This window comes from Bradyrhizobium sp. CCBAU 45321 (assembly GCF_028128975.1).
Taxonomy (GTDB): domain Bacteria; phylum Pseudomonadota; class Alphaproteobacteria; order Rhizobiales; family Xanthobacteraceae; genus Bradyrhizobium; species Bradyrhizobium yuanmingense.
In genome coordinates this window covers 49,742-62,292 of sequence record NZ_LFKZ01000017.1, presented here as the reverse complement: position 1 = coordinate 62,292, position 12,551 = coordinate 49,742, and the positions used below count along the sequence as shown (strand labels likewise).

Below are 12,551 nucleotides of genomic sequence, written 5' to 3'. Positions count from 1 at the left end.
TCACTCCATTTTTCAATTAGCGTGAGGGACCAACATGACAGGTGCGACTGATCCGTTTTCTGCCTCGATCATCCCGTTCGAGGTTCCCGAGCAGATGCGTGCGTTCGCCGAGAAGGGTGCGGCGCAGGCCCGCGAGAACTACGCCAAGTTCAAGGACGCCGCCGAGACCCACAACGGCACCGTCGAGGCCGTGTTCACCTGTGCGTCCAAGGGCGCGAGCGAGTACACCGCCAAGCTGGTCGAGTTCATGAAGGCCAATTCGAGCGCCCAGCTCGACTTCGCCCAGCAGCTGTTCGGCGCCAAGTCGCCGACCGAAGCGATGGAGCTGTGGACCGGCCACGCCCGCAAGCAGCTCGAGACCTACCAGGCCCAGGCCAAGGAGCTGGTCGAGCTCACCCAGCGCGTCGCCAATGAGACCGCCGAGCCGATCAAGGCCAGCGCCTCCAAGTACTACCCTTCCGCCGCCTGAGCGGTCGGATCGATGTAAGCCAGCGAAACCCGGGCCCGAAAGGCCCGGGTTTTTCTTTTGGAAATGGGTCGCCCGGCTCACGCCCAGCACTCCGTCCGCCTCTCCCAGAGGGAGAGGTCGGACCGCCCCCGGCGATGCGAAGCATCGTCCGGCGCGGTCCGGGTGAGGGGCTCAGGTCTCACCGGCCGCCGCGGCCCCTCACCCGGATCGCTCCGGCGCGCATTCGCGCACCAGAGCAATCCGACCTCTCCCCGCTGGGGAGAGGTGATCCCGCCCGGCCAATCGACCTGTTTTCTTCGCGCTGAAGAGGGGAAATATCGGGTTCTGCGGCCTTGCCAAACCGGGCCGTTGCACCTAGTTTCCGCCCCGTCCAGCCCCCTCAGGCATCAAGCCTTTTCAGGCAGCCCAAGGCGCGGCGCGCAAGGATGCAGTTGTAGCTCAGTTGGTTAGAGCGCCTGTCTGTGGAACAGGAGGTCGGTGGTTCGAGCCCACCCAACTGTACCAATGATCGCAATGATTGGCGCGCGATGCAGCATTTCTCCGATCGCTGAGTTTCGACGCATTGTTAGACTGTCCACAGTGTGGGCGGGGAGCATTGCTGACCGCGCGACTTGGCGATCGCCGGTGGGATTGTGGGGCTGAGCCCAACTGCGACGAGGCTTGAATCCATCGCTGCCTGTGCTTAGATGCCAATTGGCCGAGTTCTTAAGGCATTTGGCACAGGGCTTGCCGAGGCAGAAACCATGGGTAAGAACGAGCGCAGTGGCAAAGGCGTCGCTCGAGTTTCTTCGCGAGGCGTTCGCGCCCCCGGCTCCCTGACTAGCAAGCAGATCAAGGCGATTGCAGTGTCGGCCCTTACTCAGCGGCCTGACCATAAGAGGGGGTCTAGTAAATCTCCTTACAAGTCTCGCAAGTCGGCACAGCCTGAACGCCTCTCCGCGGCCGAGCCGGACCCGACCTATCAACCGCAACCCGGCGCCGTTGTCGTGCGAGGGCATTTCGATGCGGTCACGGGGCTCTCGACAATCACCGATGCGCCGTCGCTCGGGCTCGCCAGAACCGCGGATGAAGCGCACTCCTCGGCCGAGCTGTTCGACGTCGTCATCGATGCCAACAGCCTCTTCCGCATCGAGCCCGCTGCGCTCAAACGCCTTGCCAATTACAGCGATGACGAAATCCACGCGCTCGTCGTGCCCAAGCGCACGCTCGCGCGGCGGCTGTCGGACGGCGAGCCGTTGACGGTCGAGGAGACCGACAAGGCCGTTCGGCTCGCGCGGGTCGACCGGCTCGCCGCAAACGTGTTTGGCGAGGTCGCAAAGGCGCACCGCTGGCTGCGCAAGCCGAAGAAGGCACTCGGCGGGGAGACGCCACTTGCCTATCTCGCGACGGAAGCGGGCGCGCGCGTGGTCGAGGAGATGTTGCATCGGATCGACCACGGCATCCTCGCTTGAGGATTCGGCGTGCGGATCTGGCGGATCTCTAATTTCGATGATCTTTCCGGTATTGGCGGCCTGAAGGCCGACGGCCGCTGGCACGATCGCGGCCGGCACGTTGTCTACGCCGCGGATCATCCGGCTTCGGCGCTACTCGAAGTGATGGTGCATCTGGAAATCGATGTGGAGGACTTGCCGACCAGCTACCAACTGCTTCGTATTGACGTGCCTGATAACCTGGCTGTCGAAAAGGTGAGCTTGGGCGATATTGAGAGAGTATCGCCGAATTGGGCCGGGGATCCCAGGGTGACACGTGATGTGTTGAGGCCGTGGTTCGACGAGATGCGCACGGCCGTGGTGTCGGTGCCGTCGGTCATCGTACCGTTTGCGCAGAACTATCTCCTCAATCCGAGACACGTGGATGCGGCGCGCATCCGCGTGTCTCATGTCGGGCGCTATCCTCACGACGAGCGGCTGTTTGGGCTGCGAACGGGCAAAGTCTGAGGTTGATGGTTTCCTGCTTTGCGCACGTCTGGGCAACATCCCGAGATCAGCCAACATCGCCAATCTTGGAGCTCGAGAAAATGATCTCAGCCGACTATTGCCGCCTTATGGCCCGCTACAACACTTGGCAGAACGCCTCTTTGGTAACGACCGCCGACGGGCTGACCCACGAGGATCGCTGGAAGGATCGAGGGGCGTTCTTCCGGTCGATCGCAGCGACGTTGAACCATCTCTATTGGGCTGATGCCCTGATTCTGGAGCGGCTGAAGGGAAACGCGCGTCCAGAGGAAACCATCAAGCATTCCCTCACAAGTCCTTCGGATTGGGATGCCTTCAAGGCGCTCCGCTTGCAACGGAACGAGGAAATCGAAGCGTGGTCAGCGCGATTGCGCGACGCGGACCTGAACGGGATGCTTGTTTGGTATCCCGGGGACGGTTCAACTCGAATCGAGAAGCCAAAGACGCTCGTTGCTATTCAACTCTTCAATCACCAGACCCACCATCGAGGTCAGGTCCACGCGATGTTGACGGCCGCGGGTGCAGACCCGGAGCCGACTGACATTCATCTTCTGGCGTAACGCGAGGACGCTTCGATTCATCTCATCGCACGTCAGGAGATCATCGCCTTTACCTGCGCCGTATCCGCAAACTCGATCAGCTCAACGATCTTGCCGTCTTGAAGCCTGAATAGGTCCAGAATCTCGGTGCTGGAAACCTGGCCGGTTGGACGGTATCGAACGTCGACGCGGGAATGGATGGCGACACGGTCGCCGTCGACCAGCTCAGCCAGGATCTCGCGGCCTTCGAAGCCGAAGTCTTCGATCAATTTGCTGAAGGCACCACGCAGGTTCGGGTGTCCCTCCACGCTTCCCGTCAATTCGAGCGCATTCTTGTCGCCCATCAAGGTGAACAGACCCTTGGGATCAAACGCTGATACCAAACCCTCAGCGTCATCGTTGTCGCGTGCAGCGTAAGCGCGCCTGACGGTTGCAAGCATCTCTTCGCGTTGTGCCATGTTACCCTCCCTGACGTATCAGCGGAGCCTAGCGACCTTTGCGTGCAAAGGCAAAATGATTGGAACTGTGCTGCACGACCTTCCACCCGCCACCATCCGCACCGCCACCGGCAGCGTCAACGCCGCCAGCAGCGTCCCAGCGCCACCGCGCCCGACACCGGGTTCACCAGCCGCCGATACTGCACGGCAAAAATCTACGCATTCGCGCCGGTCGACATCGCCGCGAACAGCACGATGAACGCCCGCGGCAGGTCGAGCAATCTTACGAACGCAGCGGCCGGCATTGCCGGAAGCTTGAGCGGCACGCATCACCAAGATGCTCGGCCTCTCGCTCTTCACCTCGCGCGAACAAATAGATGCCGAGCTTGATCGCCGTCGACGGCGAGCCCGAATACCCAAAGAATGTGATGATTGTTCGGAAGACTGCCGAGATTGCAGGTCACCCATCAGGTAAGCCAGTCGATCTTACTCTTTGAGCGCGGCCTCAAACTCTTTTTCGACGAAAGCGAGGACGGGTGTAAGCTGTTTCACAGCAGCCGACTTGCTGCACGCTTAAGATCGCTCTGCACTTCTACGTTCTTGCGCGGCTCGTCCGTACAAGATGTCGCTCTCTGTTGAAACAACGAGGAGCATGAAGATGAAGACGTTTCTTGCAACGAAATCCCCATTCCTGATTGTCGCCACTCTTGCAGTCTGCATCGGCACTGCGCGTGCCGATGTCATCATGGACTGGAATGCGAAAGCAGATGCGATTGCCGCTGAAAAGAAGGTCCTGCCTGTGCCACAGGCCCGGACGATGTCGATGCTGCACGTTGCCATGTTCGAGGCCGTCAACGCGATCGACAGGCGATACACTCCATACAAGCTGGATCTCGTGTCAGACCGCTCCACGTCCAAGGAAGCGGCGGCGGCTGCTGCGGCCTACAACATTCTTCTGACGATCTATCCGGACCAGAAATCTGCCCTTGATACCGCCCTCCATGCATCGCTTTCCGGCATTCCGGACACGGAGGGAAAGGCGAATGGAATCGAGCTTGGAACGATGGCCGCTTCCGGCGTGATAGCATTGCGCAGGAATGACGGCAGTGACGTCCAGGAGACTTATCGTCCCTATACAGGCCCGGGGGCCTATGTGCCGACCGTGGTGCCGATCGGCACGACGGTCGGAGCAATGACCCCTTGGGTCATGACTTCGGTCTCACAATTCCGTCCAGCGCCGCCACCGGCGCTTGATTCCGAGATCTGGACCAGAGACGTCAACGAAATTCGGGAGCTCGGCGCTCGCAACAGCACCACCCGAACGGCAGAGCAGACCGCGATCGGGCGAGCCTGGTTTCTGGTCGGGCCTCCCAGCTTCAATCCAATCGTCCGGCAAGTCGCATTGGCCAAGAATATGGACGTCGTGGACTGCGCTCGTCTCTTCGCCCTCGCCGAGATCGCGGGGAACGACGCAATCGTTGCCGTCCTTGATGCGAAGTATCACTACAATTTTTGGCGGCCAATGACGGCCATACGCAACGCGGACATCACGCACAATCCGAAGACGCCACGCGAACCGTCCTGGTTGCCGCTGGGCGAAACGCCGATGCATCCCGAATACCCCTGTGCCCACTGTATCGTATCGGCGGCGGTTTCCACGGTTCTCCGGTCCATCGCCGGCGATGAAGTCGGAGAGCTAACGATGACTAGCCCCACTGCGCCAGGGGTGACTCGCAAATGGACCAAGCTCCAGGATTATAGCGATGAGGTCTCAAATTCCCGCATCTATGCCGGTTTCCATTACCGTTTCTCGACGGAGGTCGGAAAGGACATGGGCCGTAAGATCGGTGACTTGGTTGTCGGGACACAGCTTCGCGGGCTGGAAGCGCGAGCTGAACCGAAGCAGTAAGCCGGCGTGCAGGTAAACTGCGAACACACAGAGGTCGAGAAGCGCTCGACATCGAGGCATCCAGGCTTGAGATAGCAGAACAAGTCGACGTTCGAACATGGTGGGCAGGCAGCCAGTGCTCTGCCCACTTATATGGTGGCTTGCTGCCCGCTCTGAAGCAAATCGAACCTCATCGTCCGTCAGGAGATCATCGCCTTGATCTGCGCCGTATCCGCAAACTCGATCAGCTCCGCGATCTTGCCGTCCTGAAATGTGAACAGGTCCACGATCTCGGTGCTGACCGCTTTCCCGGTCGGGTGGTATCGCACGGTGACGCGGGAGTGGACGGCGACGCGATCGCCGTCGACCAGCTCGGCGAGGATCTCGCGGCCTTCGAAGCCGAAGCCCTTGGTGAATTGGCCGAAAGCTTCGCGCAGGGTCGGGTGGCCCTGCATGCGTCCTGTCAATTCGAGCGCACTCTTGTCGCCCATCAGGGTGAACGCGCCCTCGGGATGAAAGGCCGTCACCAGGCTATCGGTGTCGCCGCCGTCGCGCGCGGCGTAGCCGGCCCTGATCAATGCGAGCATGTCTTCGCGGTTCGCCATGTGCCCCTCCCTGCAATATGTATCGGGGCAGCCTAGCGACCTTTGCGTGCAAAGGCAAAAAGATCGCGCGGCTCCAGCGCGACGAAGCAGGACGGTTCGTCTTCGTTCCCCGATTGTGGAAGAAAACGGTGGCCAGCACCGGCGAACCTTTTCATAGCCCCAGGTGTTTGTAGCTGCGGCAGGACAGACAACGCTGAGGGAGCTTAGCTATGAACGGTATCATCTATATCATCGGGCTGATCGTCGTGATTGCTGCGGTGCTCTCGTTCTTCGGCCTGCGCTGATTGGCAATTCGGCGCGAAGCCGTGCGGCGTCGCCCGCCAAGCTTCCGACCCCTAGCTCGCCACCACCCACACCACCACCGGCAACGTCGCCGCCGCCAGCAGCGTCCCCAGTGCCACTGCGCCCGAGACCGGGTTCACCAGCCGCTGATACTGCACGGCAAAAATGTACGCATTCGCCCTGGTCGGCATCACCGCGAGCAGCACGATGACCCCGGCAGCCACCGGCGGCAGGTCGAGCAGCTTTGGCCAGCCCGAACGCGGCTGCCGGCATCGCCGCCAGCTTCAGCGCGCACATCACCAGGATGCTCAGCTTCTCGCCCTTCACCTCGAAAGCGGGGCCGGTTGATGCCAAGCGATCAGTGCGGCTCGAAGGGGGGCATCCGCAACGTTGCTCAAAGCCGGCTTTGTCCGCGGCCACCGTAGCTCCTCCATTCGCAATGCGCTATCGGTAGCGAGCCAATGACGTTTGATGGACAAGCAAGCAGGCGGAAAAGATCGTGAGTTTTTTCGAGCGTCTCAAGACGGCCGCGTCCACTGAGTGGCGGGCCTATACGGAGCATCCCTTCACGAACGGATTGGCGGACGGCTCGCTCCCCGAAGCGGCGTTTCGTCACTACCTCGTTCAGGACTATTTGTTCCTCATCGAGTTTGCTCGCGCCTACGCGCTCGCGGTCTACAAGTCGCCCAGGCTTGCCGACATGCGTGAAGCCACGGCCGGCCTGTCGGCCATCCTCGATGTCGAGATGAACCTGCATGTGAAGCTCTGTGCCGAATGGGGCCTGTCCCCGAGCGACCTTGAACAAGCCCCTCCGGCGGCCGAGATGCTGGCCTATACGCGCTATGTGTTAGATGCGGGAATGCGCGGCGATCTGCTGGCGCTCAAGGTCGCGCTTGCTCCTTGCGTGATCGGGTACGCGGAGATCGCAACGAGGCTCGTCTCGCGCCCCGATGCCGACGCCGCGACGAATGCCTATCGCGTCTGGATAGACGAATACGCCGGCGGGCCGTACCAGGAGGTCGCGGCCAAAGCGCGGACGCATATGGAGCATCTCGCCGATCTCTACGCCACGCCGGCCCGCGAGGCCGAGCTGATTGCGATCTTCAAGGAAGCCACCCGCCTGGAGGCAGACTTCTGGGAGATGGCCTGGCGCGCCGGCAAGGCTGTCGCATAGCGGTGTCGGCCGCCTACTTCCCTCCCGCCACCACCCACACCACCACCGGCAACGTCAACGCCGCCAGCAGCGTCCCGAGCGCCACCGCGCCCGACACCGGGTTTACCAGGCGCTGATACTGCACCGCGAAGATGTAGGCGTTCGCGCCGGTCGGCATCGCCGCGAACAGCACGACGACGCCGGCGGCGATGGGTGGCAGGTCGAGCAGTCTGGCCAGCACGAACGCCGCGGCCGGCATGGCGAGCAGCTTGAGCGCGCACATCACCAGGATGCTCAGCTTCTCGCCCTTCACCTCGAAGCGGAACAGGTTGATGCCGAGCGCGATCAGCGCCGCCGGCGAGCCCGCCTGCGCCAGCAGCTCGATCGTCTTGTCGACGACGGGGGTGAGGCCGAGTCCGGCAAGGCGCCAGACCACGCCGAAGCCGATCGCCAGCATCAACGGGTTGCGTGCTAGGTCGGCGATCACGGGCCAGATGATCGCGAGCGGTGAGCCCGTCTGCTTGCGGCTGACCAGCTCCATCTGCAGGATGCCGCAGAGCCAGAGCAGCGGCGTGTTCACCGACAGAATCAGCGCCATGGGTCCCGCCGCCTCGTTGCCGAGCGCGGAGAGCACGAGGGGAATGCCGAGCATCACGATGTTGCCGTAGACCGAGCCGATCGCGAACACGACGCCGTCCTCGCTGCTGCCGCGCCGCCCGCGCAGGAGTGCGGAGATCATGAGCGCCGCGATCCAGGTCAGCGCCAGCGCGCCGTAATAGGCGCCCCACATTCGCCAGGGGCTGACGTCGGGGAATTCCGAGACGACGATGGTGCGGAAGAGGAGGGCAGGGATCGCGATGCTGAAGGCGAACTCGCTGATGCCCTTGTGAGCGCCCTCCGAGACGAAGCGAAACAGCACAGCGGCATAGCCGGCCGCGATCAGCGCAAACACCGGCGCGACGATCAGCAAGGTGGCCATGCGCCTCTACGACCCCAGCCCAATGATCCTCCGCGCCATCCGCACATTGGCATAGTCGATCATCTTGCCGTCCAGCGTCACCGCGCCCTGGCCTTGCGCTTCGGCTTGCTCCATCGCCTCGACCACCCGCCGCGCCTGGGCCAGCTCCCCGTCCGAGGGCGTAAACGCGCGCAGCGTCGGCTCGATCTGGTCGGGGTGGATCACCTGCTTGCCGTCAAAGCCCATCGCGGCGGCCTTTTGCGCGCTGGCCTCGGTCAGCCCAGCATCGCGGAACGCGCCGCAGGGGCCATCGATCGCCCGCAGGCCGTGCGCGCGGGCGGCGACCAGCAGGCGCATCATGGGATAGGCGAACAGGTCGAGCGGCGCTGTGGCGTAGCCGCTTTGCGCTGAGCCGACGTGGCGATAGCCATCCGGCGAGATGCCGATGTCGGAGGTGCGGGCGCCGAGCGAGGCCGCGAGGTCGCCGACACCGAGATGCAGCGCGGCCACGCTGTCGTGGCACGCGGCGAGGGCGTCGACATTGACGAGGCCAAGCGCCGTCTCGATCAGCAGCTCGAGCGTAACAGGCGCGGCGCGATCGGACGCGGCTGCGCGCAGCTGATCGGCCATGGCGACGATGTCGCTCACCCGCTCCGCCTTCGGCACGATCACAGCATCCAGCCGGGGCAGGGCCGCCAGAGCGCGGATCTCCTCTGCGATGAACGGGCTGTCGACGGCATTGAGCCTGACCGCGACATGCTTGCTGCCCCAGTCGAGCGAGGATAGCGCGCGGGCGGCCTCCGCCAGCGCAACGCCCCTCTCGGCGGGCGGCACGGCGTCCTCGAGGTCCATGAACACCGCGTCCGCCAATGATGCCGCAGCCTTGGCGACGAGACGGGCGCGATGCGCGGGAACGGCGAGATAGGCCCGCGTCGGCCGGAGCGAGACCATTGTCACGCCTCCTTGCTGAGGCCGAGTTCGCCGAGGATGGCCTCGTTGTGCTCGCCGACATCAGGCACCGGATCCATCCGCGGCGTCACGCCGGGAATGGTGAGCGCGGGCAGGAAGCTCATCAAAGGTCCGCACGGCGATCCCACGCTTTGCACCCGCGCGCGGGCATGAAGCTGCTCGTGCTGGAGGAAGGCCTCGACCGAGTTCAGATGCGCATTCGCAATCGCGGCCTCATCCAGCAACCGCAGCACCTCCTCGCCGGTCATGGCTGCAAAGCGCTGCTCGATATGCGCTTGCAGCTCGTCGCGGTTCTGCATGCGTAGCGGATTGATGCGGAACTTCGGATGGTCGGCGAAGTCGGCGTCGCCGAGCACGATCCGGCACAGCGACCGCCATTCCCGATCGTTCTGGATGCCGAAAAAGATCGTGTTGCCGTCGCCGACGCGGAACGGGCCGTAAGGCGCGATCGTCGCGTGCTTTGCGCCGGTACGTGGCAACGGCCGGCCGGTGCTTTGCGTGTAGAACGCGGGATAGCTCATCCAGTCCGTGATGGAATCGAACAGCGAGGCCTGGAACGCCGTGCCCTTGCCGGTCCGTTCGCGCCGATACAGCGCCATCAGCACGCCGTTCAGGATGTACATGCCGGTGGCGATGTCGACCACGGAAAGCCCGACCTTGGCCGGCTCCGCCTCGGTGCCGTTGATGGCGAGCACGCCGGCCTCGCACTGCACCAGGAGATCATAGGCCTTCTTGTCGCTGTAGGGGCCGCCGGTCCCATAGCCCGAGACGTCGCAGGCGATCAGGCGCGGGTACTTGCGCAGCAGCGAAGCGGCATCGAGGCCGAGCCGCTCCGCCGCGCCGGGCGCGAGGTTCTGGATGAACACGTCGGCTCGCGGCAGCAGCGCGTCGAGCACCTTGCGGCCCTCGGGACTCTTGATGTCGATCGCGAGGCTTTCCTTGGAACGGTTGGTCCAGACGAACTGGCTCGACATGCCGTTCATGACGTGATCGTAGTCGCGGCAGAAATCGCCGCTGCCCGGCCGCTCGATCTTGATCACCCGCGCGCCCCAATCGGCGAGGTGCCGGCTCGCCAGCGGCGCCGCAATCGCCTGCTCCAGCGAAACCACCGTCACACCCGACAGCGGCAGCTCCGCTTCATTCCCCGTCATGTGATTGTCCTCCTCGTGTGCGCTTTTCGACCAGCGCAGGAGACAGGCCGGCCACCCCACGCGCATCTTTTTGAGGGTGACATGATGCCCCTGTTTTGCCCGACAAGTCAAATTTGGCTTCGAAAAATCCTAAAATTTGGCTACGTGAGTGTTTGCAATGACTTGGCTACTGTGCATGGGGTTGTTTTCGCACTTTTGGTTTGGGGCCGACAGCGGCGCCTTCGTTTCGTTTCCCGGAACTGCCGGGGCTCCTGACCTGTTGCCGAGAGCGCACACGTGCCGGCTTTCGCACTTGCCCTCGGTTGCCAACGAACTGCCGTTCACCCACTATTCGCACTGACTCGTGATGTGGGGGGATCGATGCCGGCGTTTCGCTTCAAGTCCTTTGCAAAGCCCTTGGCCGTTGCAAGCCTCGCGCTTGCCCTGGCCATCCTGGCGCTGCCGCGCGCCGGTTTCGCCTACACCCAGGAGGAGCAGCAGGCCTGCACGCCGGATGCGATGCGGCTGTGCGGCGAGTTCGTCCCGAACGTCGACGCCATCACCGCCTGCATGATCAAGAAGAAGGCGCAGCTCTCGCCGCAATGCGCGGTGTTCTTCCGCCGCGGACCGGCGCCGCGCGAGCAGCGCGCCGGCAAGCCGACCCAGATCGCGCCCAAGGCTGCGAAGAAGACCGCCAAGCCGGCGCCGAAGAAGAAATCCAGCCAAGGCTGAGCGCCCAGCGACCAAAAGGCTGAGCGCCCAGCGACCAAGGCTGAGCGCCCGGCAGCGCGTTCCCGGTTTGAAACTCCGAGGAAGGCGCGCAATCGCGCGCCTTCCTCGTTCCGGCCCTGACATCGGCTCTGCGGGCAGCCAGCGGACTCGTTTTGTTCGCACGACGCGCGGGCTTGCGTCGATCGACGGGGCCGCCTGAAAAGATGCGCGGGCAGATTTGCGCGGCAAGGTTGCATTCCACTTTGTCCCGCGCGTTGCTCAAAAAACGCACAGACGCGCGCACGAGCGGCATTTCGATGCGGCCCGTGTCTCCGTCCTGCGAAGCAGTGTGACTCAAAAGCCAACACGTCTTGTTATTTCGTGGCTGTCGCGCAGCTCCCGACAAATTTTTCTTTCACGAATCAGCGCACTGATTCATTTTCGCGGCCTGGGGTCAATCTGGAGGCGGAAGGTATGAACGTCATTGTTTTTGCATCACGTAAAGGCGGTTCGGGCAAGAGTACCCTCGCCGCGCATCTCGCCGCGCAGATCAAGGCGAGCAAGCAGGTCATGCTGGTTGACGCCGATCCGCAGGGCTCCCTGACGCTGTGGCACAAGCTCCGCGGCACCAACGAGCCCCCGATCAAGGCTGCCGTCAACTCCGTCAGCGGCATCGTCTCCGCAGCCAAGCGCGACGGTTATGAATGGGTGTTGATCGACACGCCGCCGAACCTGTCGGCCGTCGTCGACGACGCGATCAAGAATGCCACCATGGTGGTCATCCCGGCGCGTCCCGGCGTGTTCGACGTCAACGCCGTGCAGGAAACCATCCAGATGTGTCGCGCCGCGCGCAAGCCCTACGCGGTCGTGCTCAACGGCGCCCCGGCCAAGCGCGACGAAGCCGAAAGCCCGATCGTCACCATCGCCCGCGAAGCCCTAGCGAAATTCCGCGCTCCGGTGTGGGGCGGCCAGATCACCAATCGTTCGGATCTGCTGATGGCGCTCAGCCACGGCGAAGGCGCGCGCGAGTATCAGGCCGAGAGCCGTGCGGCTCAGGAAATCGCCAGGCTGTGGGCGGCGATCGAGCGTTCGGTGAAGGCTATCCGTGGCACCGCGTCGGCCTCCGGCGCAATGCACAAGCAGGCAGCTTAATTTTCATTGGTCATTCCGAACGGCGAAAAACGCGCGGGAATGTCCGCGCGTTTTGCGTTTCTGGGCTTGTCCTCACGCCACCATCAGCATGTAGAACACGATGACCGGCGACAGGGTCAGGATCACCGACCAGATGCCGACGGCCCAGAGAATGTCCTCGGTGCTGAAGCCCTGCTGTTCGGCGTCGAAATGCGACGCCATTTCATTCTGACTATTCACAAACGCCCCCGCGATTTCTTCGCTATGGGCGTCGGTGATAGCAGCGATGTTTTAAGATCCGGATCGCATCTGCCCGTGCATTTT

The 12,551-nt window shown here is 63.0% G+C and carries 15 protein-coding genes and 1 tRNA gene; 9 read left to right on the top strand and 7 right to left on the bottom strand.

Annotation, left to right across the window (positions count from 1 at the left end):
• Positions 1 to 34: 34 nt before the first annotated feature.
• From ACM43_RS06215 to ACM43_RS06195, 5 genes are all read left to right on the top strand, one after another.
• Positions 35 to 469, top strand: coding sequence for a phasin (locus tag ACM43_RS06215; RefSeq protein WP_271538945.1), 435 nt, complete (start codon positions 35 to 37; stop codon positions 467 to 469).
• 427 nt (positions 470 to 896) lie between these two features.
• Positions 897 to 973: transfer RNA gene (locus ACM43_RS06210), tRNA-His, on the top strand.
• A gap of 482 nt (positions 974 to 1,455) precedes the next feature.
• Positions 1,456 to 1,920 carry a type II RES/Xre toxin-antitoxin system antitoxin gene (parS, locus tag ACM43_RS06205; protein ID WP_271538943.1) on the top strand — a complete coding sequence of 155 codons (465 nt, stop codon included), beginning with the start codon at positions 1,456 to 1,458 and terminating at the stop codon, positions 1,918 to 1,920.
• Between the two features lie 9 nt (positions 1,921 to 1,929).
• The gene (locus ACM43_RS06200; RefSeq protein WP_271538941.1) at positions 1,930 to 2,406 is read left to right on the top strand and encodes an RES family NAD+ phosphorylase; all 477 of its coding nucleotides are present in this window, start codon (positions 1,930 to 1,932) and stop codon (positions 2,404 to 2,406) included.
• 80 nt (positions 2,407 to 2,486) lie between these two features.
• The gene (locus tag ACM43_RS06195) at positions 2,487 to 2,984 is read left to right on the top strand and encodes a DinB family protein (RefSeq protein ID WP_271538939.1); all 498 of its coding nucleotides are present in this window, start codon (positions 2,487 to 2,489) and stop codon (positions 2,982 to 2,984) included.
• 32 nt (positions 2,985 to 3,016) lie between these two features.
• Here ACM43_RS06195 and ACM43_RS06190 read toward each other — a convergent pair whose 3' ends face one another.
• Positions 3,017 to 3,421, bottom strand: coding sequence for a nuclear transport factor 2 family protein (locus ACM43_RS06190; protein ID WP_157285056.1), 405 nt, complete (start codon positions 3,419 to 3,421; stop codon positions 3,017 to 3,019).
• Between the two features lie 637 nt (positions 3,422 to 4,058).
• Here ACM43_RS06190 and ACM43_RS06185 point away from each other — a divergent pair.
• On the top strand, positions 4,059 to 5,309 hold the full coding sequence (locus ACM43_RS06185; protein WP_271538937.1) for a vanadium-dependent haloperoxidase: 1,251 nt from the start codon (positions 4,059 to 4,061) through the stop codon (positions 5,307 to 5,309).
• Positions 5,310 to 5,488: 179 nt separating this feature from the next.
• Here ACM43_RS06185 and ACM43_RS06180 read toward each other — a convergent pair whose 3' ends face one another.
• Positions 5,489 to 5,893 (bottom strand): nuclear transport factor 2 family protein, encoded by a 405-nt coding sequence (locus tag ACM43_RS06180; protein WP_157285054.1) that lies wholly within the window; start codon positions 5,891 to 5,893, stop codon positions 5,489 to 5,491.
• Positions 5,894 to 6,228: 335 nt separating this feature from the next.
• On the bottom strand, positions 6,229 to 6,399 hold the full coding sequence (locus ACM43_RS06175) for a hypothetical protein (protein ID WP_271538934.1): 171 nt from the start codon (positions 6,397 to 6,399) through the stop codon (positions 6,229 to 6,231).
• A gap of 275 nt (positions 6,400 to 6,674) precedes the next feature.
• Here ACM43_RS06175 and tenA point away from each other — a divergent pair, with 275 nt between their 5' ends.
• A complete protein-coding gene (gene tenA / locus ACM43_RS06170; protein WP_271538932.1) occupies positions 6,675 to 7,349 on the top strand; it encodes a thiaminase II in 675 nt (224 codons plus the stop codon).
• Between the two features lie 13 nt (positions 7,350 to 7,362).
• On the opposite strand, the gene ACM43_RS06165 is transcribed toward tenA, so the two are convergent.
• The 3 genes from ACM43_RS06165 to ACM43_RS06155 are packed head-to-tail and all read right to left on the bottom strand — an operon-like array spanning position 7,363 to position 10,406.
• Positions 7,363 to 8,307: an AEC family transporter gene (locus tag ACM43_RS06165; RefSeq protein ID WP_271538930.1), complete on the bottom strand. Its 945-nt coding sequence runs from the start codon at positions 8,305 to 8,307 to the stop codon at positions 7,363 to 7,365.
• A gap of 6 nt (positions 8,308 to 8,313) precedes the next feature.
• On the bottom strand, positions 8,314 to 9,237 hold the full coding sequence (locus ACM43_RS06160; RefSeq protein WP_271538928.1) for an HpcH/HpaI aldolase/citrate lyase family protein: 924 nt from the start codon (positions 9,235 to 9,237) through the stop codon (positions 8,314 to 8,316).
• A 2-nt stretch (positions 9,238 to 9,239) separates the two neighbouring features.
• Positions 9,240 to 10,406, bottom strand: coding sequence for a CaiB/BaiF CoA transferase family protein (locus ACM43_RS06155; RefSeq protein ID WP_271538926.1), 1,167 nt, complete (start codon positions 10,404 to 10,406; stop codon positions 9,240 to 9,242).
• A 360-nt stretch (positions 10,407 to 10,766) separates the two neighbouring features.
• On the opposite strand from ACM43_RS06155, the gene ACM43_RS06150 reads away from it, so the two are divergent.
• Entirely contained in the window at positions 10,767 to 11,117 is a 351-nt protein-coding gene (locus tag ACM43_RS06150; protein WP_036009533.1) for a hypothetical protein, read from the top strand.
• Positions 11,118 to 11,570: 453 nt separating this feature from the next.
• Positions 11,571 to 12,248, top strand: a complete 678-nt coding sequence (locus ACM43_RS06145; protein WP_025032179.1) for a ParA family protein — start codon at positions 11,571 to 11,573, stop codon at positions 12,246 to 12,248.
• A 72-nt stretch (positions 12,249 to 12,320) separates the two neighbouring features.
• Here the strand turns inward: ACM43_RS06145 and ACM43_RS06140 are convergent, their stop codons facing one another.
• Positions 12,321 to 12,449 carry a hypothetical protein gene (locus ACM43_RS06140; protein WP_260345777.1) on the bottom strand — a complete coding sequence of 43 codons (129 nt, stop codon included), beginning with the start codon at positions 12,447 to 12,449 and terminating at the stop codon, positions 12,321 to 12,323.
• Positions 12,450 to 12,551: the final 102 nt, after the last annotated feature.

Excerpts from the sequence above, each read along its gene's own strand:
- ACM43_RS06215 (WP_271538945.1), top strand. The coding sequence starts at position 35 with ATGACAGGTGCGACTGATCCGTTTTCTGCCTCGATCATCCCGTTCGAG.
- ACM43_RS06195 (WP_271538939.1), top strand. The coding sequence starts at position 2,487 with ATGATCTCAGCCGACTATTGCCGCCTTATGGCCCGCTACAACACTTGG.
- ACM43_RS06190 (WP_157285056.1), bottom strand. The coding sequence starts at position 3,421 with ATGGCACAACGCGAAGAGATGCTTGCAACCGTCAGGCGCGCTTACGCT.
- ACM43_RS06185 (WP_271538937.1), top strand. The coding sequence starts at position 4,059 with ATGAAGACGTTTCTTGCAACGAAATCCCCATTCCTGATTGTCGCCACT.
- ACM43_RS06180 (WP_157285054.1), bottom strand. The coding sequence starts at position 5,893 with ATGGCGAACCGCGAAGACATGCTCGCATTGATCAGGGCCGGCTACGCC.
- ACM43_RS06165 (WP_271538930.1), bottom strand. The coding sequence starts at position 8,307 with ATGGCCACCTTGCTGATCGTCGCGCCGGTGTTTGCGCTGATCGCGGCC.
- ACM43_RS06160 (WP_271538928.1), bottom strand. The coding sequence starts at position 9,237 with ATGGTCTCGCTCCGGCCGACGCGGGCCTATCTCGCCGTTCCCGCGCAT.
- ACM43_RS06155 (WP_271538926.1), bottom strand. The coding sequence starts at position 10,406 with ATGACGGGGAATGAAGCGGAGCTGCCGCTGTCGGGTGTGACGGTGGTT.
- ACM43_RS06150 (WP_036009533.1), top strand. The coding sequence starts at position 10,767 with ATGCCGGCGTTTCGCTTCAAGTCCTTTGCAAAGCCCTTGGCCGTTGCA.
- ACM43_RS06145 (WP_025032179.1), top strand. The coding sequence starts at position 11,571 with ATGAACGTCATTGTTTTTGCATCACGTAAAGGCGGTTCGGGCAAGAGT.
- ACM43_RS06140 (WP_260345777.1), bottom strand. The coding sequence starts at position 12,449 with ATGGCGTCGCATTTCGACGCCGAACAGCAGGGCTTCAGCACCGAGGAC.